21 protein-coding genes, 1 pseudogene and 1 riboswitch are annotated in these 21,674 nt (G+C 41.0%); of the genes and pseudogenes, 12 read left to right on the top strand and 10 right to left on the bottom strand.

Annotated features, from left to right (window positions below):
- Positions 1-636: 636 nt before the first annotated feature.
- Complete coding sequence (locus tag QNH43_RS05675; RefSeq protein WP_283917112.1) at positions 637-1,032, bottom strand: hypothetical protein; 396 nt, start codon at positions 1,030-1,032, stop codon at positions 637-639.
- 988 nt (positions 1,033-2,020) lie between these two features.
- Here QNH43_RS05675 and QNH43_RS05665 point away from each other — a divergent pair.
- Positions 2,021-2,470, top strand: a complete 450-nt coding sequence (locus tag QNH43_RS05665; protein ID WP_283917111.1) for a DinB family protein — start codon at positions 2,021-2,023, stop codon at positions 2,468-2,470.
- A 311-nt stretch (positions 2,471-2,781) separates the two neighbouring features.
- Here the strand turns inward: QNH43_RS05665 and QNH43_RS05660 are convergent, their stop codons facing one another.
- The 4 genes and pseudogenes from QNH43_RS05660 to QNH43_RS05645 all read right to left on the bottom strand — a co-directional run.
- Positions 2,782-3,054, bottom strand: a complete 273-nt coding sequence (locus tag QNH43_RS05660) for a transcriptional regulator SplA domain-containing protein (RefSeq protein WP_434060153.1) — start codon at positions 3,052-3,054, stop codon at positions 2,782-2,784.
- A 115-nt stretch (positions 3,055-3,169) separates the two neighbouring features.
- The gene (locus tag QNH43_RS05655) at positions 3,170-4,036 is read right to left on the bottom strand and encodes a Cof-type HAD-IIB family hydrolase (RefSeq protein WP_283917110.1); all 867 of its coding nucleotides are present in this window, start codon (positions 4,034-4,036) and stop codon (positions 3,170-3,172) included.
- A 146-nt stretch (positions 4,037-4,182) separates the two neighbouring features.
- On the bottom strand, positions 4,183-4,539 hold the full coding sequence (locus QNH43_RS05650) for a YlbF/YmcA family competence regulator (protein WP_076367313.1): 357 nt from the start codon (positions 4,537-4,539) through the stop codon (positions 4,183-4,185).
- Between the two features lie 73 nt (positions 4,540-4,612).
- Positions 4,613-4,819: pseudogene (locus QNH43_RS05645) on the bottom strand (DUF445 family protein); the annotation flags it as partial.
- A 522-nt stretch (positions 4,820-5,341) separates the two neighbouring features.
- On the opposite strand from QNH43_RS05645, the gene QNH43_RS05635 reads away from it, so the two are divergent.
- The 6 genes from QNH43_RS05635 to QNH43_RS05610 all read left to right on the top strand — a co-directional run bounded on the left by QNH43_RS05635 (position 5,342) and on the right by QNH43_RS05610 (position 10,892).
- Complete coding sequence (locus tag QNH43_RS05635; protein WP_283917108.1) at positions 5,342-6,700, top strand: YheC/YheD family endospore coat-associated protein; 1,359 nt, start codon at positions 5,342-5,344, stop codon at positions 6,698-6,700.
- Positions 6,701-6,716: 16 nt separating this feature from the next.
- A complete protein-coding gene (locus QNH43_RS05630) occupies positions 6,717-7,787 on the top strand; it encodes a YheC/YheD family endospore coat-associated protein (RefSeq protein ID WP_283917107.1) in 1,071 nt (356 codons plus the stop codon).
- 3 nt (positions 7,788-7,790) lie between these two features.
- On the top strand, positions 7,791-9,158 hold the full coding sequence (locus QNH43_RS05625; protein WP_283917106.1) for a YheC/YheD family endospore coat-associated protein: 1,368 nt from the start codon (positions 7,791-7,793) through the stop codon (positions 9,156-9,158).
- Positions 9,155-10,351: a YheC/YheD family endospore coat-associated protein gene (locus QNH43_RS05620; RefSeq protein WP_283917105.1), complete on the top strand. Its 1,197-nt coding sequence runs from the start codon at positions 9,155-9,157 to the stop codon at positions 10,349-10,351. Before QNH43_RS05625 ends, QNH43_RS05620 begins: the two co-directional genes overlap by 4 nt.
- Positions 10,352-10,414: 63 nt before the next feature.
- Positions 10,415-10,618, top strand: a complete 204-nt coding sequence (locus QNH43_RS05615) for a YheE family protein (protein WP_076367323.1) — start codon at positions 10,415-10,417, stop codon at positions 10,616-10,618.
- A gap of 85 nt (positions 10,619-10,703) precedes the next feature.
- On the top strand, positions 10,704-10,892 hold the full coding sequence (locus QNH43_RS05610) for a hypothetical protein (protein ID WP_076367325.1): 189 nt from the start codon (positions 10,704-10,706) through the stop codon (positions 10,890-10,892).
- 90 nt (positions 10,893-10,982) lie between these two features.
- Here QNH43_RS05610 and QNH43_RS05605 read toward each other — a convergent pair whose 3' ends face one another.
- Positions 10,983-11,807 carry an MBL fold metallo-hydrolase gene (locus QNH43_RS05605; RefSeq protein ID WP_076367327.1) on the bottom strand — a complete coding sequence of 275 codons (825 nt, stop codon included), beginning with the start codon at positions 11,805-11,807 and terminating at the stop codon, positions 10,983-10,985.
- Positions 11,808-12,102: 295 nt separating this feature from the next.
- Positions 12,103-12,207: riboswitch (SAM riboswitch) on the top strand.
- Positions 12,208-12,275: 68 nt separating this feature from the next.
- Between QNH43_RS05605 and QNH43_RS05600 the strand changes: the two genes are divergently transcribed.
- Genes QNH43_RS05600 through QNH43_RS05590 form a run of 3 tightly spaced genes read left to right on the top strand, consistent with a single transcriptional unit; the run spans position 12,276 to position 14,823 of the window.
- A complete protein-coding gene (locus QNH43_RS05600; RefSeq protein ID WP_283917104.1) occupies positions 12,276-13,292 on the top strand; it encodes a methionine ABC transporter ATP-binding protein in 1,017 nt (338 codons plus the stop codon).
- Positions 13,279-13,947, top strand: coding sequence for a methionine ABC transporter permease (locus QNH43_RS05595; RefSeq protein WP_283917103.1), 669 nt, complete (start codon positions 13,279-13,281; stop codon positions 13,945-13,947). The genes QNH43_RS05600 and QNH43_RS05595 overlap by 14 nt, the downstream gene beginning before the upstream one ends.
- A gap of 54 nt (positions 13,948-14,001) precedes the next feature.
- A complete protein-coding gene (locus QNH43_RS05590) occupies positions 14,002-14,823 on the top strand; it encodes a MetQ/NlpA family ABC transporter substrate-binding protein (RefSeq protein ID WP_283917102.1) in 822 nt (273 codons plus the stop codon).
- Between the two features lie 188 nt (positions 14,824-15,011).
- On the opposite strand, the gene QNH43_RS05585 is transcribed toward QNH43_RS05590, so the two are convergent.
- Positions 15,012-16,049: an NAD-dependent epimerase/dehydratase family protein gene (locus QNH43_RS05585; RefSeq protein WP_283917101.1), complete on the bottom strand. Its 1,038-nt coding sequence runs from the start codon at positions 16,047-16,049 to the stop codon at positions 15,012-15,014.
- Positions 16,050-16,227: 178 nt separating this feature from the next.
- On the opposite strand from QNH43_RS05585, the gene QNH43_RS05580 reads away from it, so the two are divergent.
- Together QNH43_RS05580 and QNH43_RS05575 are read left to right on the top strand one after the other, a co-directional pair.
- Positions 16,228-17,115, top strand: coding sequence for a PucR family transcriptional regulator (locus QNH43_RS05580; protein ID WP_283918292.1), 888 nt, complete (start codon positions 16,228-16,230; stop codon positions 17,113-17,115).
- Between the two features lie 124 nt (positions 17,116-17,239).
- Positions 17,240-18,385, top strand: coding sequence for an ABC transporter ATP-binding protein (locus tag QNH43_RS05575; protein ID WP_283917100.1), 1,146 nt, complete (start codon positions 17,240-17,242; stop codon positions 18,383-18,385).
- Between the two features lie 57 nt (positions 18,386-18,442).
- On the opposite strand, the gene QNH43_RS05570 is transcribed toward QNH43_RS05575, so the two are convergent.
- The 3 genes from QNH43_RS05570 to fumC all read right to left on the bottom strand — a co-directional run bounded on the left by QNH43_RS05570 (position 18,443) and on the right by fumC (position 21,608).
- A protein-coding gene (locus QNH43_RS05570; protein WP_283914783.1) for an IS3 family transposase occupies positions 18,443-19,791 on the bottom strand; the annotation gives its coding sequence in 2 pieces (ribosomal slippage) (positions 18,443-19,347 and positions 19,347-19,791; 1,350 coding nt in all).
- 83 nt (positions 19,792-19,874) lie between these two features.
- A complete protein-coding gene (locus QNH43_RS05565) occupies positions 19,875-20,117 on the bottom strand; it encodes a hypothetical protein (RefSeq protein WP_076367341.1) in 243 nt (80 codons plus the stop codon).
- 108 nt (positions 20,118-20,225) lie between these two features.
- Positions 20,226-21,608, bottom strand: coding sequence for a class II fumarate hydratase (gene fumC, locus QNH43_RS05560; protein ID WP_283917099.1), 1,383 nt, complete (start codon positions 21,606-21,608; stop codon positions 20,226-20,228).
- Between the last annotated feature and the right edge of the window lie 66 nt (positions 21,609-21,674).

The following is a 21,674-nucleotide window of genomic DNA, read 5'->3' as shown; positions in this document are numbered from 1 at the left end:
AACCGGGCTTCTATGGAATTCCGGTTTCTTTCACCTTTTTTAAACAGGGTGTTATCAAACATTATTATAGATTTTTGTATAGGAAATCACTCATCTGTTTCTTTGGAACTGGAAGGGCTAACGGTTTAATTCTTTTTTTATGCCTCGATTCCATCCGTTACACTTTTTAAATTTCCACCATCATTCAAGCTGTTTTTTCCATGCAGCAAAACCGGTCTAACTGATTCTACCGAACGTCCAAACTCGTACATCCATTCATATCGAGGAACCATCCAAGCATGAAAATGGTGAGTAGTATCCTCATTGTAGAAATAATAAACGTGTTTGACCCCAATACTTCCCTTTGAGCTTTTCTAATCTTGGTCAATAAGTTTATGTAATCAACCTTTTCTCGTTCATTTAAATCATCAAAGCACTTAATATGTCGTTTAGATGCTAATATCACTAAACCTTCAATGCGACTATTACGCCACCCTCGGCTTCTACTTCCCCACTTATCAGAGCACAGCTTAAACATTCAACTTCCACCATTTTTCCATTAGATAAAGAAATTTTCCCCATAAAAATCCATGTGAATTCTAAATGCTTGTCTGGAGGTTTTTGAAAGTACAGGAGTTGCCTTTCTCCTCCTTTTCATTAATGCAGAAGCCTTAAAATAGTTTCAGAATCCTTTCTATTTAACTGTACATACTGGCTATGTTCATCCTTCGTCAATTCTACAATATTTTCTTCAGGATTAACCCAAACATAATATACAGCTATTTTACCTTCGCTTTTTTCATCATTAAAATAAAAGATGAAGTCCGCCTTAGGATGATCCTTCTCCAATGTGATTTCTTCCCAATCAGCATTCTTTACTATTTCTTTTGTTTTTTCTGTTTTCCCCATTTCTATCTTTTGTTTATATGCTTCGAATTTGTAGTTTGTACCTTCATATTTTTGGAGGGAAATATGTTCTTGCTTTGCTGTACAACCTGAAGCTAACGTTATTGATGATAAGCAAAGTGCAACCAGGAGCGGTTTCCTTTTCATTATTTGTCATCTCCTCATACCCTAATGGATTAATTATCCAATATTTCTCATTATACTAGTGCATGCAAAAGAGTAATAGGATTGTTTGTCGATTTATTAAAAGTAAAAAAACCCTCAAATTTATGACTTGAGGGTTCTTAAACCTTATCCCTTGGGTATATGTCCTGCTTTCAACCAAACCATACAGAAAATAGTTCCTCGTTGATGCCCAGATTGTACATATAATAGATTCCTAAAAGCGTGCTTAGCACACCTGTCAATCGGATGAGTAACCGATTGACTTTTTTGGAGGAAGAGCTTGTGACAAAGGGAATGCTTAAAATCGTCGTGAACAAAAGCATGCCTATGCAAGTACCTATACCAAATATGATAATTGTAGATCTCACCCTGCCACGCAGCATCTATCGTACTTAAAGTGAGAAGGAGCATTGCAGCACAGCCTGCAAGTCCGTGGACAATTCCCACTAACATCGATTTCAGTTATGTAGCCCGTCCTGTATGGTCATGCCGCTTCGTTTGACATTGCCCAAGCTTCTGGAATTTCGTTTTTCAAAAGGATCAGGATGACACCGAACACCAAAAGAATAAGGAGATGCCCGCTTCCCCAAAATACGCCTGCAAGTGAAGATTTCCATATTTTCTTGCTTTAGCTCGCAATCGCAGAAAGGGCAATGATATGATTCGGTTCCAGAGCAGGCTTGATGCCTAATGCAAACCCAATCGCTAAACAAGCAATAAACTCATTTCCATAAAACACCGCCTTTCCCTTTACTAACATTTACGATAAAAAATTGGATCCCCCTAGAGGTCCTCACAAATTGAAAATACCTTCCCTTCAAATTATCTGACAATTACAAGCCTTAAAATTGTAACTTGATAGGCCATCCCCTTTTGAAAAGGCTTATCTAAAATTTGATAATATTGAAATACCCTTGCTATAATTTTCATGAGTGCGGTAAGAAAAACAAGTTTGAAAGGGGAATGTAAAATGAATTATGTTAAAAATCAACTGACAGCCATGCGCGGCAATCTTTTAAAAGAAATCGAGGGAATCAATCCAGAGTTAATGGATGTGCAGCCTGCAGGTTTTAATAATACAATCCATTGGCACATTGGACATGTCCTAACTGCAGCGGAAAAATTTTTATTGAACTCCAGCAGCAATTTGCCAGCGAATTACAGCCAGCTATTCGGATATGGTTCAAAACCAGCGGACTGGACCGGGGACGTACCTACCGTTGAAGTATTAAAGCAACAGTTGCATGAGCAACTTGATCGACTTCTTGAAATTCCGGAAGAACGATTGACAGAAAAAACAGCACAGCCTTTCAACGGAATGGAAACAGCGGGTGAATTCATTAATTTTGTAGTCTTGCACGAAACCAATCATATAGGCCAAATTCACGCAATGAAACTATTCATACAATCCAATAACTGAGATTTAAGTAACTGTCACTCTGTTTTTCTTGAAATAGGAGTGGCAGTTTTTTTATATAAGACGGAAATTTACAGTATGGGTACGTTTGCAGCAAATACTCGTGAATTCCGAGCTTTTACTCGTGAGTTTGGAGCAAATACTCGTGAATTTCAAGCATTTACTCATGAATTCTGAGCTTTTACTCGTGAATTCGAGCGTTACTCGTGAAATCCGAGCTTTTACTCGCAAATATAATCTAAAGGAGCCCCCGCTTTATAAGCGAGGGCTTTCATCTGTTCATTCTCTTTCCGTAAAGCAAAGTAAACGCCTCTTCAAGTCATCTGGTCCTGGTTACCCATATAATCACTGTATGCTTTTTCCGCTGCGGCTTCCGAAGTGAACAAAGCATCATCATCCTCAATCGTATGAAATGTTTCGTTCAGGAACAAGGCGACTGCATTGGGATCTTTGGGATGCGGGACAATTTCCGCTGCCCTTATATTCGAAACGGTGGGAACATGGGGATTATTATAAATCACAAACACCTCATCACCGACTTGCACTTCTTTTGCATTGATTACACCCATTGAATTCTTCCTTTCCATTACTGATTATCCTTTAGTTTATGGAAAGAAGCTTATAATTATTTATGAAATAAAACAGGCCTCGCAAGCGGCACTATCTGAATGGGGCCCCTTCTATATGAAGGGGCCCCGTCAATCACTTAAGCATATTCATCTTTTGTAAAAATTCGATTGGATGCTGTTTCCGGAAAAATTCCCTCAGCATATAGGCAACTCCATCTTGGTCATTGGAGCGCGTCACCCATTTTGCCACTTTCCTTACTTCCTCATCAGCATTGCCCATGGCAACTCCCAGACCAGAACCGGCAATCATCTCTATATCATCCAATCCATCACCAATCGAGACGATTTCCGTTCTTCTCACCTCTAAATGGTCGGCTAAATACAATACACCACTCCATTTAGAAACCCCCTTCGGAACGATTGTCATTTTATGTCCTGGATGTAATATCGCATCCACCTCAGGGAACATTTTCTTTATCAATTTCAATATATCATTTCGATCAGTTTTTTCTGAAAATATTATGTCCATCTTCGTCGGGGCCATCGGCTGGTCAATAAGCTCTTCGCTGATATCGTCGACATAATTTTGAGCATAAATATTTTGATCATTCAAATACATAACCGATTTACCTAGCAAATTCTCCGGAAGGTTCACCCGATTGCCCAGCGAGTACTTTTCATGAATGAGCAATATTTGGCATGTGGTCTTTTCAAGCATTTGCACGAGCTCTACAGTCAGTTCTTCCGATATTCGTTTTACCATTATCGGCTTTTCCATGGAAGCTCCGACAAAGGCTCCTTGCTGAGCAACGATCATCGGATTTATTTTTAGGGCTTTGGCCACTTTTTTTGCTGAGTGATAGTTTCTTGACGTCACAAGTGCAACATGGACACCTTTTTGGTGAACATAATCTATTGCTTCTTTAGTCGATTTATTTAAACGGCCATTCGACTGGAGCAATGTCCCGTCGATATTTACCGCAAGTAGTCGATATACCATGCTGATCTCCCCCATCTGTAATATCCTCTTTCAAATTTATGACTAAAATTTCGGGAATAGAACAAATAGTGGTTCATGACCCTTGCACCGGTGCATTCAGGGAACAAAAAAACCCCCAACCATTATAGAAGGGAGTCTCCAACTGCTTATTGCTGTTGATCAGGCAAGCCATATAAATCTTCAAGCGGCTTCATGATAATTTTATTGAGGTCTGCAATGACCATGCTCATCCGTTGTTCAGCTTCCATCAATTGTGAAATGGTTGGGTTTTGTTGGACAAGCTGTACCGTCTTTTGTGCTTGCTCAACCTCTTCCGGTGCAATCTCCTGTCCCATCATTTGCTTTTGCTGCAATGACATCTGCAGATTTCGGAAGTTTTCAAACATTCCTTTTGTTGCTTCATCAGAATTGACAAGATCATATAAGCGTTGCAAATCGGCATATTCATTACTAGCCCTAATCGCCTTCTCCATTTCATACGCTGCATCATATACGTTACTCATTTATTTCCCCTCCCGGTAATCATTGTATTCATACACCTTTTCCACTATAACAAATCCGATTGAGAATTACACGTCATCCTATTAAAACAATTACGAATCCTTGAAATAAACCGTTGATTCCACCAAGCAAAGCCCCAAGATATGTGATCACCGACAATTTCGCATTAGTGATGTAATCGACCATTTCCTCAAGTCTGGACACCGAAAATGAAGAAACCTGTTCTTCCACGTTATCTCCAAATGCAGTTTTTGGAATAGCGGTTGAAAATAAGTGATTAAGTAATCGGCACCTTACTCCACGAAGACCGGGACGCCCTTTTCGACAATGGTGTCCCGGAAATTGGCTTCAATTCTCGAACCAGCTCTCTTCATTCCCAATTGGAACAAGCAATTGTACAGCACTTTTTTCTGTATGCAATGCTTTCTTTACTTCTGCCTTCACGAAAATTTTCATATTCTGTAAAGAGGCATCATTAACATATTGCCTAATTGTTTGCCTAATTCATCCAGCAGCTTCGGAATCAACCCTGCCGTCAACGGCAGCTGTTTCGCGAAAGAATAGATTGGTTTATAAGGTCTGAACAGCATTCTGATAGCTAAATTAGTGAAGAACCTTTACAGCGCCTACGACGGCCATAAACAGTATCTTCACCCAAACTCACCCTTTAAATTTCTCCTTTAATTGCTTGAAATAAAGGCTTGATGACACCTTCTAATAATAAAAACATAGAATGTGTTATCCACATTTGCCCATCATTTACTTATAAAAGGATATCAAACTTAGTGCAAACGGGGAATTATTATGAACCTTAACCATCAGAAAGTTTTCATTACGGTAAATTCCGCAGAAACTAGAAAGAAGGCGTTACTGTTTATCGAAGAAAAACTATTTGAGGAATGGGGCCTTCAATTTGGAGAACCCTTAACGATAATGGCTGGATGCCGTTCCGTCCCGGTACTTGTCCAGCCATTCCCGTCATCCCAGCCTACTCTGAAACTTTCATATGATATGAACCAAATTTTATCCTTACCCGTTTTTTTAGATCCAATCTCCGTCTCATACCATGCGGAAGGAAGGTCAATTAAAATAGGCCCATTCTTCGCTTCACTCATGAACCAGACCCCGTTGCAAGACGGGACATTCGGCGAGATGGAAAAATTTTATCAGGAAATGAAATCATATTGTAATCAGCAGGGCATCCCCTTCTATTTAGTAAAACTGCAGTCTCTTCAAGATGGGGTTGTGGAAGGCTACCTGCCAGGGCAAGATGGCTGGCAAACCTTGCCCCTCCCCATTCCTGATGTAATTTATAACCGGATACATTCACGCAAACTTGAGGAATCGCATTCTTTCAAGCTGTTTAAAACTGAACTGGAAGAACGGACGATACCAATGTTCAATGGAAGGTTCCTCTCCAAACATCATGTACATGAGCTGCTAATCTTAGAAGATGAACTGTTGGCAAATTTGCCAGAGACGATCCTTTTTAACGAAAAGGAATCTTTCTTGACATTTATAGAAAAGCATTCGGTAATCTACTTTAAACCTTCAGCAGGCAGCCAAGGCAGGAATATTTGCAGATTAACGCAAGTAGCTGGAATATGGAAAATCGAGCAATCCGGACATCTTCAGAATGTACATTTTGCAGATACGGATGAAAAGTTGTACGAAACGTTAAAAAGATTTTCCAGAAAACGATCTTTCATTCTTCAAAAAGGGATTTCCCTATTCGAAATCGATCAGAGAAAAGTTGATTTCCGTATACTTCTTCACCGGAACGATCAGCTTGAATGGAAAGTTTCATCAATGGTTGCCCGGATTGGGGACCCTGGTACTATTGTTTCCAATCTTGCACAAGGCGGATTGATGAAAAATGGGCCGGATTTTCTAAAGGAAGCTTTTGACCTTCAGGAAGCCAGCCGCATATATCAAAAGCTCGTACGGCTGGCTAAAAATACTGCCCAGGCCTTGGTCGAAAACCATGACGATTTCGGCGAGTTAGGGATCGATTTAGCACTGGATACCGATACACATCCATGGATCATCGAAGTGAATTCAAAACCTTCGAAAAAATTTCAAGGCAACTATGAAACCTTTCGTCCATCAGTAAAATCCATCATAGATTTCATGCTTGCCCTTAACCGCGAAAAACATCCATAAAAGGAGTTGCTAGCTCGTGTTAATAGGATTAATGGCCGCGTCGGATACACATGAAAACAACTACTTCACCGAAATAGCCAAAACCGCTAAATCATTTAATATGAAAGTTTGTAAATTCTCACCTGAAAATATTGATATGGATCTGAAAAAAGTGCGCGGCGAGCGTTTTGATGCCGAGAATGAAAATTGGATTGCCACATTTTTTGATTTACCTGATTTTGTATATGATCGCTGTTTTCACGGATTAGTCCGTGAGTCAACGGAAACGCGGCACAAAATCGATTGGTTAAAAGATAACTCGAATTTCTTAGGGCTGGGCCTTCCTGGTAAGTGGGAAGTGTACCAAATCCTAAAAAACCATCCACACCTGCAGGCATTTTTTCCAGAGACCGTACAAGTGACGACACCTGAAGATATTACCGCTCAGTTGGAACGCCTGGATAAAATCATCATCAAACCTGAATTCGGTGCAGGCGGTACAGGAATCTATCTTCTTTCAAAAACCGAAGATGGCACTTTGGTATCGATGACGAAAAAGGGCACCAAATATGACCGCCCATTCTCCTCCAAATCTCAGCTTAACAAATGGCTGCAGCATTTATTAAATCGATATCGTTACCTTTGCCAGCCATATTTGGAACTTTGTAACCAAAATAACGAGCCATTCGATTTACGGATTTTCCTTCAAAAAAACGAGAAGAATCAATGGATGGAACGGGGCCGCGGAATTCGTACAGGACAAAAAGACGCAATTACTTCAAATCTTGCCACAGGCGGGGAAGCCATTTCATTGGAGACTTTCAACAAAAGAAACCCGGAAACGATTTCGATTGCCGTCGAACAAAAGATTCAGCATATCCTTCGCACCCTGCCCGTAGAAACCGAAGCTGTCTTTGAAAGATTATTCGAATTGGGGATTGATTTAGGCATCGATAAAAAAGGCCAATTATGGATCATGGACATTAACTCGAAGCCCGGAAGGAAAATCATCCAGGCACTACAGCCGGAGACCATGAAGGATATTCATCGCGCACCGTTTCAATATTGCCAGTATTTAGCCGAACATCTTCAGAAAGCAGGTGAATAGAAAGTGAGAAAGACTTATCCTGCCGAAATTGCCGCTATCCCTGGCAATGTTCTCTACTACCCTTCAGAGCTTGGAGATTTGGCAGAGATTGAATTAATTTATTTCGGACGGCATTCATGTCCTGCCATCGCCAAACAAAACCCAGACGTCAATCAGTCAATCGTCCTATCGGAAAGTCTTGCGGAATCACTAATATTCAATCATACCGATATTCCCCTTCATTTATTCATTTACGGCAAGAGCATCCATATCGGACCGCTTGTCGGAATATTTTCCTCAGGCTTCACTGGCGTTTCAAACAAACCATTAGGGGAGAGATCGGAATTTTTCGCAAAACTCCTTTCGCTTAGCAGGACCACTGGCTGTATCCCCTTTGTTTTTGGAGAGAATGTAATCAATTGGGATGAGGAGACAATCAAAGGCTATGTGTTTGATAACGATTACTGGCACATTAATGAATTTCCTTTTCCTAATGTCATCTATGACCGTCTCCCGAATCGGTTGACGGAAAACCGCGATGGACCTAAAGAAGTGAAGCAGAAATTTCAAAAAAAATATACCATACCATGGTATAATCCTGGATTTTTCAATAAATGGGATGTAAATGAAAGGCTATGCGCAGATGAGCGGGCACTGCCTTATTTGCCGGAAACGTATCCATTTCAATCCATGTCCGTGGTGGAAACCCTTCTTTCCCATTACCGGCAAGTTTATATAAAGCCCATTCACGGCAGCCTCGGTCTAGGGATTCACCAAATTCTTTATGATAAGCATAAGGATGTTTACTATTGTCGCTATACAAATGAAGCAAAAGAAAATAAACTGCAAAAATTTCCTACATTGGAATCCATCGTTAAACATATTTTTCACGACCGACCGCTTGAGAATCTTATCGTGCAGCAGGGCATCCCATTAATTCGATTTGAAAAACGTCCAGTGGATTTCCGGGTCCACACGAACAAGGACAGTAATGGAAAATGGCAGGTAACCGCGATTGCCGCAAAAATCGCCGGCGCCGGCAGTGTCACGACCCATATTAAAAGCGGGGGTGTCATCAAAACGGTTGCCGAACTGTATGGAGATGACGATGAGGCGAAAGAAGTCGAACGAAAGCTATCGGAAGCCGCTCTGATTTTAAGTGACAGTATTGAAAAGAACTTGGACGGCATCATTGCAGAAATAGGATTTGATTTTGGATTGGATAAAAAAGGGCAGGTTTGGATGTTCGAAGCCAATTCCAAACCTGGACGTTCCATATTCGCCCATCCAAAACTCAAGGATTTCGAATTGCTGACCAGAAAGCTAAGCCTTGATTATGCCATTTATCTTACGGAACAGACGATCACGAAATCAATCAGTGTGCCGCGATGAACATTTTTTACGATAGCCCCACTGAAAATTGGTACCACAATCATGAGAATGCTGAACTTTTCGCCGGCTCTGCCGAAGAGGAAATCAACTATAAAAAGGAACATTCGAATCAACCCCTAATTCCAGTCACGATATATCCGGGTAACCGGATGCTCACCGTCGGAATTCTAACTGTATCCAATCCCAAAAAGGAATCAGGTTTGGGTGGAAACCTGACCCTTTTTCGGGACCTATCATTATATTTATTAAAACATGGAATATTGGCATATGTATTCACAGGAAATGCCCTTCATCCCGATTCGTTGAAAGGGTATGTTTTTTCCTCCATTTCAAACAAGTGGATCGAATGTAAAGTACCCTTCCCTGACATCGTCTATAACCGTATCCCCTCTAGGAGCTATGAGGCGTCAGAGGAATTCCAACATCTTATCACACACTTTAAAGGTTACCGAATGAATCTATTCAACCCCTGTTTTATTGATAAATATGTAATGTTCGAAGCATTAAATGAAGATGGATTCCTCACAAAACACCTTCCGCCCACAGCGGTCTTACGAAACAGCGATTGCCTTTATGCATTCCTGGAGACCTACAGGCACATATACCTTAAACCCTGCAAAGGAAGCCAAGGGAAGGGCATTTATACCATAATCAAAAATGATGATGATACACTATTGTTCAATAGCTTGAAGCATAGTGAGTCTTTCCAGGATTTCGCATCATTCTGGGAAACAAAAAAAAGGGATTTATTAAAAAGGAGCTATCTTGCTCAACAGGCGATCAGACCAAAAAAACTTTTTGGACATCGTTATGATTACCGGATTCTCGTCCATTATGAAAAAGGTTTTTATAAAGTGACCGGCAAAGCGGTAAGGATGTCACAAACACAGGAAATCACCACCCACACTCCCCGAGGGGGTAAGCTTTTTCCTTATCAAGACCTGCAATCAAGAAGCCTGAATCAAAAATTAGCGAATATCGCCCAAAAATGCGGAGAGATACTATCGAAAAAAATCGGGTTTCTCGGAGAGTTTTCCATTGATATAGGTGAAGACGAATCGGGCTCGCTCTTCATATATGAAGTGAACTCAAAGCCCATGCAATTCGATGAGGTGGAAATTGAAACAAACAGGCTTTTACATTTAAAAAATCTTTTCATTGAATTAACTTTTCCCAACCTGACAATAAAATAACACCTCCAGCTGCCGTTTTCCATTATACTTAAATGAGAAACTGTATATATGGAGGTAATACATATGATCACTCATTTTCAATGGGCACCATTGCATAAAAATCTGCCAGGATGGAGAATTTCCTTTTATTTCAACAAGCAGGCAGTCCAAGCCTTATATCATAAAGATGGATCCATCGAGTGGACAGCCAACCCGCCTTCCGAAACAGATGAAACCAAACTCAAAAGCATGATACATGATTTAATGATCTTCCATGTATATGAATGAACCCTCTTTACATTCATGAAATCCCTAAACAGAATAAAAAAAACTCCTTTGCCCAAACTAAAGAAAAGGCTAGGAGGGATTAATTTTGGATAAAGAAAAAATGACATTTTTGAAGGATACCGAATATGATGGCAAGGACTCCGTTTACCTGGATATCGACCGTATCATCAATGAAGGAATGGCGGGCGGAAATGTGTATGAAGTAGCTAACCTTCAGAACATCGAAGAAGCACATGATTTTTATGATGAAACAGATCCCAACGAAAATAAATAAATTATGTGGGCTCTCTTATGGAGAGCTCTCCTTTATTACTTATCCCGTTCATCTCCCGCTTGCACTGCATTCCCCCCTAACCGATAACATTCAAGTAGTTCCATTCTCCCTCGCACTTAAAATATTTTCATTTAATATCGATGTAATGATATGCTCTGAATCCCATTCATGCCCAGATATCTCGATAAGAGGATATTGATTCGGTAAAACGACCTGCTGGATTTCATGAACGGTCAGCCCTTGAGAATGTAAGCGTAAAATTTCACCTTGAAGGTTTTCCAAATAATCCAGCTTTTTCCGAAACATGTCCTTCCCATCAGGGACATGCCCAGCATGGCAGCAAAACACTTCACCGAAGTCATATTGAAGTAATCTTTTTATGGAATCGATGATGACCGGGACGGACTCTTCCCGTAAGACAAGCTTTGTTTTTGGTGTTACGAAAAGGTCTCCTGAAAAGAGCATGCCATTATTGTGATTCAAATACACCATATGGTCCTTTGCATGACCAGGGGTAAAAATCGGCTCCCACGTCTGGGTGCGTGAATGAATGGCCTTTCCTACCGGCTCAGCTTTAAAGGCGTCCCTCTTTCCCCAGAAAATTTTACGATATTCAGGATATACAGCATCCTTTGCACAAACCTCAACCGACATCGGGTGAATGAAAAGCGGGACCTTTTTATGTTCCTGTATCCATGCAGCGCCCCCGGTATGGTCTTCATGATAGTGAGTCAGGGCCACTGAGTCGAAGTTTGCGGACTCATAGAATGGAATAAGCTCTTCCAATAAAATCTGTGCGCCAGTATCTATCAATAGGCCATCCGTTAAAAAGACATAAACACTCATCCCCGATTTATTCCCGCCAGGAGTCCCGTTCACACAAACCACATCATTAATCGTGTTAATCTCTATCATTCATTTGCCTCCCCATCATTACACAGAAATAGTTTCATCTTCCTTTTTTTAACTTTACTATAATAAATGTATTACCACTTCACCTTTTTGACAAGGAAATTTTGGAATAATTAACCTGGACGTAAATGCTGGATTATTGCATAATAGCCCTTTTTTCAAGAATCATTTTAACGAACCGTACTAAATTTTATTAACAAAAAATCATCCCAAAATCACGGAAACGATTGACATTGGCGAATATTACAAATAATATAGATTATATTAGAAAAACTTGAAATATTCTAAAATAATAATTTACTTATCAAGAGTGACGGAGGGATCAGGCCCTGCGATGTCCGGCAACCTCCCTTAGGGAACGGTGCCACTTCCTGCAGAATGATTGCATTCTGAAAGATAAGACGAGATATAATTTCGCTGCCTCTTTCTGAATGATAGAGGCAGATTTTTTATGTTTAAGGGGGAAAGCTCATGATTGAAATCCGTTCAGTCCGAAAGGAATACGTCTCGAAGAAAAACCGAGTTATCGGAGTGGATAACATATCTTTAACCATTCAAACTGGCGAAGTGTATGGAATTGTCGGCTACAGTGGAGCTGGAAAAAGCTCATTACTCCGCTGCTTGAATTTGCTTGAACGTCCGACAAGTGGAAATATCATCATCGACGGCATTGATTTAACCTCTTTATCAAGTAAAGAGCTTCGTAAACAACGCCAAAAAATCGGAATGATATTCCAACACTTTTCACTGGTCAGTTCAAAAACCGTTTATGAAAATGTAGCTTTCGCCTTAAAGGCCGCGCATCGATCGAAGGATGACATCAGGTTACGTGTATTGGAATTGTTGGAAATCGTAGGGCTCAGTGATAAGAAAGATGTCTATCCGGCGCAGCTTAGCGGTGGACAGAAGCAACGGGTAGGCATAGCCCGTGCCTTGGCAAATGACCCCACTGTACTATTATGTGATGAAGCGACTTCAGCCCTTGATCCAACAACTACAAAAGCGATTTTACAATTATTGAAAAAGATAAGCAGTAAGCTTGGCATCACCATCGTGTTGATTACACATGAAATGGAAGTGGTCAAAGAACTATGCCACCGTGTCGCCGTCATGCAGGATGGCCGTGTAATTGAAGAAGGTCCCGTTTATGAAATATTTTCACGGCCTAAGCAGGAGTTAACGAGGCAATTCATTAGCAGTGTGCTGGATTTCGAACTTCCTCCGCACTTGATTGAAGAAAGTAAAGGTACGATCATTAAAATTCAATTCGAAGGGCAAACCGCCGGTGAGTCGATCCTTTCGGATGCTCTCCAATCCCATTCAGTAAAGGGTAATATTTTGCACGGTAAAATCGAGTATATCCAGGATGTCCCTTTAGGCATTTTAATCATCGAGTTGATAGGCGATGCCGCTCAAACTCATTCGGCAATGCAATATATTAAAAATCGTTCCAGTTCTGTGGAGGTGTTAAAACATGTCACTGCTTGATTCCATCGTCAATATTTTACCTGATCTTAATAAAGCCTTTCTTGAAACGATTTATATGGTCGGCGTTTCCCTTGCAGTAGCGCTGCTGATTGGTTTACCGCTTGGGGTATTGCTGTTCACGACAACAAGGAATTTATTTTTTGAAAATGGTATCGTGAATCGATCTCTAGGATTCGCAGTCAATATTGTACGTTCAATCCCGTTCATCATTCTCTTGGTCGCCCTCCTTCCTTTAACGGATTTTCTAACTGGATCGACGATTGGGCCGAGAGCGGCTTCTGTATCCCTGTCGGTGTCAGCAATACCTTTTTTTGCAAGGATCGTTGAAACGGCATTACGTGAAATAGACAGAGGTGTGATTGAAGCTGCAATTGCCGTAGGTGCCACTCCTTGGATGATCATTAAGGATGTACTTCTTCCAGAGGCAAAACCGGGTATCATTCAAGGACTGACATTAACGACCATTTCGCTTATCGGTTACTCAGCAATGGCAGGGACAATCGGCGGAGGCGGAATTGGCGACCTGGCCATCCGGTACGGTTATTACCGTTATGACAACACAGTCATGATCACGACGATCGTCGTGCTGATCTGCCTTGTGCAAATCATTCAAATGGTTGGTGACAAAGCCTCATACATAGTTAACAAACGATAGAATCAGTCATTTTTCAATGATTCAATACATTTCATTACTCAGGAGGAATTTCAAATGAAGAAAATAGCTTCGCTATTATCAATCTGTGCACTTGCCCTTGGCTTGGCTGCATGCGGGAGCGATGATGCATCCCAAAAAATTGAAGACAAAAAAGAATTGAAGATCGGGGCGACTACCGGGCCCTACGCCGATATGGTTAAAGAGGCCATCAAACCAGGTCTGGAAGATCTCGGTTACAAAATAGAGATCGTCGAATTCACCGACTATATCCAGCCAAATAAGTCCCTTGGCAATCATTCGATCGACGCCAACCTCTTCCAGCATAAAGTGTACATGGATAACTTCGCTAAAGAAAATGATTTAAAGCTTTCCGACCTTATCATAGTTCCAACAGCACCAATGGGCATATATTCGAACAAGTATAAATCATTGAAAGAAATTGAAGACGGTACATCCCTTGCAGTGCCCAATGATCCGGTTAACCTCGCACGTGCACTTAAAGTGCTGGTGGATGAAGGGTTGATTGAAGTCGATCCAGATGTCGACCCTTTAAAAATATCTGAAAAGGATGTAACGAAAAATCCAAAAAACATCCAACTCAAACCATTGGAATCCGCTCAATTGCCCCGTGCAACGGACAGCGTTGACCTATCAGCGGTCCCTGGCAATTTCGCTCTTGCAGCAAAAATGGACCTCCAGGATGCCCTTGTTTTAGAAAAAATGCCTGATATGTATCGAAACGTTGTTACAGTGAATACAAAAGATGTAGACTCCCAATTTGCCAAGGATATAAAATCAGTAGTGGAATCCGACCAGTTTGAAAAAGTCATCGATGACAAATTTGCCGGATTCGGGAAACCGGACTGGATGAATTGATCAAATAATCGAGGCCTGCTTCCCTTTTATTGGGAACAGGCCTTTCATTAAGGAAAAAGTGGCAGCCGCCATGGAAAACCTTGAAATCCTCACAAACCTTGCAAGCCCATCCATGGACTAAAAAACGATGGGTTTTTTACCCCATCGTTTCCTTCACGTTGTTTGTTTAAAAGTATTTAAAGAAAGGTTCAACCTACTGTCTGTTTCCATAATCCAAGAAGATCACTTTCATGTTGTCTGTGGATGCCTGCTTTTCTATCGGCAGATTCCGGACGGCTCTTTTCCCAACTCCATATATCTTCGAGAGTTTCTGATAGGGGCCGGAATGTTAGTCCATTATTGATGGCTTTATCGTTGTCGACAGCCAAAAACCCATTCAAAGGTTCCTTACCTCCTGGCAAAGGGAATTTTTCTGGTATCCATAAAGGCATTTCTCCCCACGGCTCTACTTTATTGTCATTTAAAAATTTTTCAGAGACCCATGTAAAGGCAGCATTACTTCTTGTTACCTTTTTGCAGCCTTCAAGTAATTGCCCCATAGTCAGTGTGTAATCCGGACCAACGGCATTATACGTACCTGTCATGCTTTTTTCTATCATTTGGATGATCCATTGAGCCAAGTCCCTTGCATCGATAATTTGGATTGGACGTCCAGGGCGTCCAGGAGCTAAAATTTCTCCCCCTTCCGCTATTCTTTTAAGCCAGTACGGCAATCGGTCAGTGTAATCATATGGACCTACTATTTGCCCGGCACGGATTGCCAAGATTTTCCCGGGCAGTTCTTTTTCAGCTGCTTTTTCGCTTAATGATTTTAACGGCCCATAATATTCACCGTATATCGGTCCAGCAGTTCCGCGGGTGATCTCTTCTGCTTTATCATCATTTAGTGTTTGAACCTCTCCATTTTCATCAATTCCTGGCTCGGTTGGATCACTATAAACTGAGATACTTGAAATATATGTATAATATTTAACTTGATTAAGCAATCTGCACGATTTCGATACAGTTCGAGGGATAAATCCTGATGTGTCAATGACTGCATCCCACTGTCTCCCTTTCAACATTTCCAGATCCCCGTCGCGGTCCCCTTTTAACTGTTCTATTTCGGGAAAAACATAAGGATTGCTTCCACGGTTAAAAAGTGTGACATCATGCCCTATCTCTATCGCGGCTTTTGCTAAATACCGGCCTAAAAACCGTGTACCACCTAATATTAAAATGTTCATAAGATCTCCTCCTCTTTAACGATATTCCATAAAGCATACGCAATACCCTTTCCTGAAATTAATAATACTTGCAACTTTTCTTTGGTTTTTCCTTCTCGGAAAAACTAGCAATATCCTAATCTTTTGAACTTTATTCTTTTTCGCTATAATGATATGGAAAAGGAGAAAGAAGGTGGAAATGATGCTTGAAAATCTTAAACAAAAATTCCCGAATGCTCTTACCAATAAAATGGATACTGATGAAATTTCTGCCTATGTTTGGTTCGAAGACTCCAGAAGTATGCTTGGCATTCACCGTTCAGAAATCACAGCCGAAGAAATCCTTTTATTGGAACTGCTTTTTGCTCCTTCCATAGACACAAATAACCTCAATGCACATCCAGACTCATCATGGAAAACTTTTTTATCCAAACCGAATGCACCATTGCCTTTAACGAGCTGGGAGAATGTTCGATTTCTTCATTTCAAGCTGACTCATGCTGATTTTTCAAACTCCGATTTTGAAGAAGCCTTCCTCGCTTTCGTTCCATCCGACGCAGCTATTGTCTGGGAAAATGAAACGGCAGGAGTCTTAATTGAAACGGACGAGGATGAATCTTTATCAAATAAAGAACTAATCGCCATTTCTTCCACGCTTGAAAGTGACTTTTATGTAAAGACCCGTATGTTCGCCGGGCGCTTTCACCCTATAAATCAAGACCTTCATCAGCACTGGACTCAGGAGAAAAAGTGTTTTGATTTGGCACAGGTGCATCTGCCAGATCTAAAGGTGGCTGATTTGGCAGACGTCATCCCTCACTCATTAATAAATGAACCATCCGATAAGGATGCAAAGTGGTATATCAATGAGATTCTTGGCAAGACCAAGCAGGATACTGAACTAATCAAGACGATTAAAACGTATATCGAATGTAATTCAAATGCCACCTATGCCGCCAAACAGCTTTATATACATCGGAACAGCTTACAATACCGAATCGATAAATTCTCTGAAAGGACTGGTCTCGATATTAGAAACTTCCATCATGCCTTCACTGCATACTTGTTACTTTTACTGAATGATTAATTCTCAACGCAAACAGGTAATTCCATCCTTTTTTGTGCAATGTGCCCATACTTTTTTCAAATCCGATAGCTTAGACTATAGCTAATTGGTACAAGTAATCAGGAGTTTAAAAGGGGGATTTTTCATGGCAGAGTTAGTGTTGGATCATATATTCAAGATTTATGATAAAAAGGTGACCGCTGTTAAAGACTTCAACCTTCGTGTTGCCGATAAGGAATTCATAGTTTTTGTGGGACCATCGGGTTGCGGCAAATCGACGACATTAAGGATGATTGCCGGACTGGAAGACATTTCCCAAGGGGATTTATATATAGACGGCAAGCGGGTCAATGATGTCCCCCCTAAAGATCGTGATATTGCGATGGTTTTCCAGAACTATGCCTTATATCCTCATATGTCCGTATATGACAATATGGCATTCGGATTAAAGCTCAGGAAAACGCCAAAAGCGGAAATCAAGCAAAGAGTCCATGAAGCGGCAAGGATTCTCGGACTTGAAGAGCTGCTAAACAGGAAACCTAAAGCCCTTTCAGGTGGTCAGCGCCAGCGTGTGGCACTTGGCCGGGCAATTGTAAGGGACGCAAAAGTTTTCTTGATGGATGAGCCATTATCCAATCTCGACGCAAAGCTACGGGTTCAAATGCGTGCGGAAATCGCTAAACTACATAAACGGCTCGACACCACAACGATATATGTCACGCATGACCAAACAGAGGCAATGACCATGGCGACACGTCTTGTTGTAATGAAGGATGGTATCATCCAACAGGTCGGTGCACCAAAGGACGTTTATGAGAAACCGATAAACGTTTTCGTCGGCGGCTTTATCGGATCGCCTGCCATGAACTTCTTTACTGGAACATTAAAAGAAGGCATAATTAAAATAGGCGAACAAACACTTGAAATACCTGAATTGAAGATGAAAATGCTGCGTGATCAAGGATATGTCGGAAAAGATGTAATCCTGGGCATCCGTCCGGAGGATTTCCATAATGAAGGAGCTTATTTCACGGAGTCCCCTAACACTGCATTCACAACCCAAATTGATGTAGCCGAACTCATGGGCGCGGAGATCATGCTCTACTCCACATTAGAGGGACAAGACTTCGTTGCAAGGGTCGATGCCAAGAACATCATCCAGGCAGGCGAAAACATCGAACTTGCCCTCGACATGAATAAAGCACACTTTTTTGATAAAGGGACCGAACATCGCATTTTAGTTGAAGAAGATGAACAGATGCAGGAAAGCATGAAGTTATCTGCCAATTAAACGTAAAAAAGACCCATTCATTTGAAGTGAACCCAAAAAGTTAGACACTTTATTTAATTAGGCAGCCTTGAGGGCATGAACCCGGTAATCTACCGGGCTCATGCCTTTTAATTTTACCTTGATTCGCTGATGATTGTAGTAATGGATATATTCTTCTAGTTCTTGTTTGAAATGCTCCATGCTTTCAAATTCTTGAAGATAGAGTAATTCGGATTTTAATAAGCCAAAGAAGTTTTCAATGACCGCATTATCGAGACAATTTCCTTTGCGGGACATGCTTTGTGTAATGTTATGTCTTTTCAAATCATGCGAGTATTGTTTCATCTGATAATGCCAGCCCTGATCTGAATGGAGAATGGGTGAATCTTTCGATTCCAAGCGATCAAAGGCTTTATCCAGCATTTTGGAAACGAGCGGATAAACAGGCCGAGATTCGATATTATAGGCGATGATTTCACCATTAAACAAATCAAGAATGGCCGATAAGTATAGTTTCTCCCCAGCTAGATGGAATTCGGTGACGTCTGTCACCCATTTTTCATTGGACTTTGCCGCCTTGAAATCACGTGCTAGAATGTTGGGCGCAATCTTGCCGATGTTCCCTTTGTACGAACGATATTTCTTCATGCGAACCAATGACTTCAATCCTAGTTCATTCATCAATCGGAGAACTGTTTTATGATTGATGCGAGCACCTCGGTTACGTAATTCTAGGGTGATACGCCGATACCCATAACGCCCTTTATGCGTATGGAAAATCTCTTTGATAAGTGATTTAATTTCTGTGTATTTATCCTCACGCCCGAAGGCGTTTACCCAATAATAGTACGTACTCCGTGCCATTTTAGAAATGGATAGAAGCAGATTTAAATCAAATTGTTTCCTTAGTTCATGGACTACTTTCGCTTTTTCTTTCTTTGTAAGGCTTCCTTTTCTTGAACTAAGGCATTCAACTTTTTTAGATAGGCATTCTCTGCACGTAAGTATTCTAATTCGGCAAGAAGTGCTTCTTGAGAGCCATTAGCTGGCGATGTTTTCTTGGTTTCTTTTTTCATGGATAGACGCCCCTTTTTCTTTGGTTTAAGGGCGTCTATACCGCCTTCCTTAAACTGATTTGCCCAATTCAAAAGTGTAGAATCGGAAGGAAGGTTATAGTGTACAGCGGTCTCGTTGATCGATGCCCCATATTCGTTCATATATTTAAGTACCTCTAGTTTAAAGGGCAGAGTGTAATTTGTATAGGATGAAGCAAGTCCTTCCATCCCATGTTTTAGATAGCGAGCGACCCATCTTTTCAGAGGGGATAAACCTACATTTCTTTCTTGTGCAATGGATTTATAGGATTTTTTTCCTTCTAAGTACTCTAAAACTGCATGTAATTTTTCGTCTATCGTATATTTAGTCAAAAAAACTGCACCTCCAATTGTTAGATGTTGTCTAACAATTGGGGTGCAGTTCAATTATGGGTCCTTTTCGTTTTTTTCAAATTTCATTCCTGGACCAATACCACTTCATCATGTCCGCATTCCGGGCATTTCATGAGATGCGGGCATTGACCTTTTTGAAGGGATTGAGGGTATCCGTCGTTTTCTTTAAGTATGTCGATATCCATATAAGCACTGTAATCATCAGCATAATCCATGAATTTCCCTTTATCCTCAAGGTCACTGCCGCATTCCGGGCATTTCACATGAATTTTTCTTAGACCATTGCAAAGCGGGCATATAGACATTGTTTTTCCTCCTGTTCCCGATACTTATGCTCTCAGTATTTGTCGATTCCATTATTTTAACACATGAAACACCCTCCCTAATAACAGAGGGAGGGTATTTCCATTCAATTATTTATTAACCATGTTAGCAGGATCGACCCATGCATTGAATTCATCTTCCGTCAGGAAATCCAATTTCAACGCAGCTTCTTTCAATGTTGAGTTGTCCTTGAATGCAGTTTTGGCGATTTTGGCTGCTTTTTCATAACCGATATGCGGGTTCAATGCTGTTACCAACATTAGGGAACGTTCCACATTTTCTTTGATTTTATCTTCATTTGCAGTGATGCCCACCGCACAATTATTGTTGAATGAATGAATGCCTTCCGTCAATAATTTTACCGTTTGCAGGAAGTTATAGATGATGACAGGCTTGAATACATTCAATTCAAAATTACCCTGGCTTGCTGCAAAGCCAATTGTAGCATCGTTACCCACGATTTGTGTTGCAATCATGGTAAGCGCTTCACTTTGTGTTGGATTGACTTTACCTGGCATGATGGAGCTGCCTGGCTCGTTTTCTGGAATGGCTATTTCGCCGATTCCGCTTCTTGGACCACTAGCCAGCCATCTGACGTCGTTCGCAATTTTCATTAAATCCGCTGACAATGCTTTTAAAGCACCGTGTGCGTAGACGATTTCGTTATGGCTAGTCAAAGCATGGAACTTGTTATCAGATGTGACAAAAGGATATCCTGTATCCGCTGCAATTTGTTTGGCGGAAAGTCCCGGGAATTCTTTCTTTGTATTGATTCCGGTTCCTACAGCCGTTCCGCCTAGAGCAAGGTTCAATAATTTTTGGCTGCTTTCCTCAATCATCGCCAAATCTTTATCGAGCATCGCTTTCCAACCGGAAATTTCTTGTCCCAATGTTAATGGTGTAGCATCTTGAAGATGTGTCCGGCCGATTTTCACGACATCCCAAAATTCTTTTTCTTTTGTATCGAATGTATCACGAAGTGCTTTGATGGCAGGAACCAATTTTTCAGCGACTTCCATAAAGGCTGCAATATGCATGGCTGTCGGGAAAGTATCATTTGAGCTTTGTGCCTTGTTAACATCATCATTCGGGTGAAGGGTTTCCGATTCACCATTTTCTTTTAACCATTCATTTCCTTTGTTAGCGACCACTTCATTCACGTTCATATTACTTTGCGTGCCGCTTCCCGTTTGCCAAACTACAAGCGGGAAATGTTCATCAAGCGTACCTTCAAGGATTTCTCCGCAAATCTTGACGATGGCATTCTTTTTAACTTCGGAAAGATCACCAAGATCATAGTTCACCTTTGCAGCAGCTTGTTTAACGTATGCAAATGCACGAACTAATTCAATCGGCATTTTTTCGTTGCCGATTTTGAAATTGTTACGGCTTCTCTCGGTTTGTGCTCCCCAATATTTATCAGCAGGAACTTTCACTTCACCCATCGTATCTCGTTCGATTCTGTATTCCATGTGTTCTCCTCCTATGTTTGCACTATTCATTGAGACTTTTTGCATATGAAATGAATAATGTCGAAT

The organism is Peribacillus simplex (assembly GCF_030123325.1).
Taxonomy (GTDB): Bacteria; Bacillota; Bacilli; order Bacillales; family DSM-1321; genus Peribacillus; species Peribacillus simplex_D.
This window is presented reverse-complemented; position numbering and strand designations above follow the sequence as displayed.

Excerpts from the sequence above, each read along its gene's own strand:
- QNH43_RS05600 (WP_283917104.1), top strand. The coding sequence starts at position 12,276 with ATGATTGAAATCCGTTCAGTCCGAAAGGAATACGTCTCGAAGAAAAAC.
- QNH43_RS05605 (WP_076367327.1), bottom strand. The coding sequence starts at position 11,807 with ATGATAGAGATTAACACGATTAATGATGTGGTTTGTGTGAACGGGACT.
- QNH43_RS05620 (WP_283917105.1), top strand. The coding sequence starts at position 9,155 with ATGAACATTTTTTACGATAGCCCCACTGAAAATTGGTACCACAATCAT.
- QNH43_RS05650 (WP_076367313.1), bottom strand. The coding sequence starts at position 4,539 with ATGAGTAACGTATATGATGCAGCGTATGAAATGGAGAAGGCGATTAGG.
- QNH43_RS05665 (WP_283917111.1), top strand. The coding sequence starts at position 2,021 with ATGAATTATGTTAAAAATCAACTGACAGCCATGCGCGGCAATCTTTTA.
- QNH43_RS05595 (WP_283917103.1), top strand. The coding sequence starts at position 13,279 with ATGTCACTGCTTGATTCCATCGTCAATATTTTACCTGATCTTAATAAA.
- QNH43_RS05660 (WP_434060153.1), bottom strand. The coding sequence starts at position 3,054 with ATGGAAAGGAAGAATTCAATGGGTGTAATCAATGCAAAAGAAGTGCAA.
- QNH43_RS05655 (WP_283917110.1), bottom strand. The coding sequence starts at position 4,036 with ATGGTATATCGACTACTTGCGGTAAATATCGACGGGACATTGCTCCAG.
- fumC (WP_283917099.1), bottom strand. The coding sequence starts at position 21,608 with ATGGAATACAGAATCGAACGAGATACGATGGGTGAAGTGAAAGTTCCT.
- QNH43_RS05585 (WP_283917101.1), bottom strand. The coding sequence starts at position 16,049 with ATGAACATTTTAATATTAGGTGGTACACGGTTTTTAGGCCGGTATTTA.
- QNH43_RS05575 (WP_283917100.1), top strand. The coding sequence starts at position 17,240 with ATGGCAGAGTTAGTGTTGGATCATATATTCAAGATTTATGATAAAAAG.
- QNH43_RS05615 (WP_076367323.1), top strand. The coding sequence starts at position 10,415 with ATGATCACTCATTTTCAATGGGCACCATTGCATAAAAATCTGCCAGGA.
- QNH43_RS05580 (WP_283918292.1), top strand. The coding sequence starts at position 16,228 with ATGATGCTTGAAAATCTTAAACAAAAATTCCCGAATGCTCTTACCAAT.
- QNH43_RS05565 (WP_076367341.1), bottom strand. The coding sequence starts at position 20,117 with ATGTCTATATGCCCGCTTTGCAATGGTCTAAGAAAAATTCATGTGAAA.
- QNH43_RS05590 (WP_283917102.1), top strand. The coding sequence starts at position 14,002 with ATGAAGAAAATAGCTTCGCTATTATCAATCTGTGCACTTGCCCTTGGC.
- QNH43_RS05635 (WP_283917108.1), top strand. The coding sequence starts at position 5,342 with ATGAACCTTAACCATCAGAAAGTTTTCATTACGGTAAATTCCGCAGAA.
- QNH43_RS05675 (WP_283917112.1), bottom strand. The coding sequence starts at position 1,032 with ATGAAAAGGAAACCGCTCCTGGTTGCACTTTGCTTATCATCAATAACG.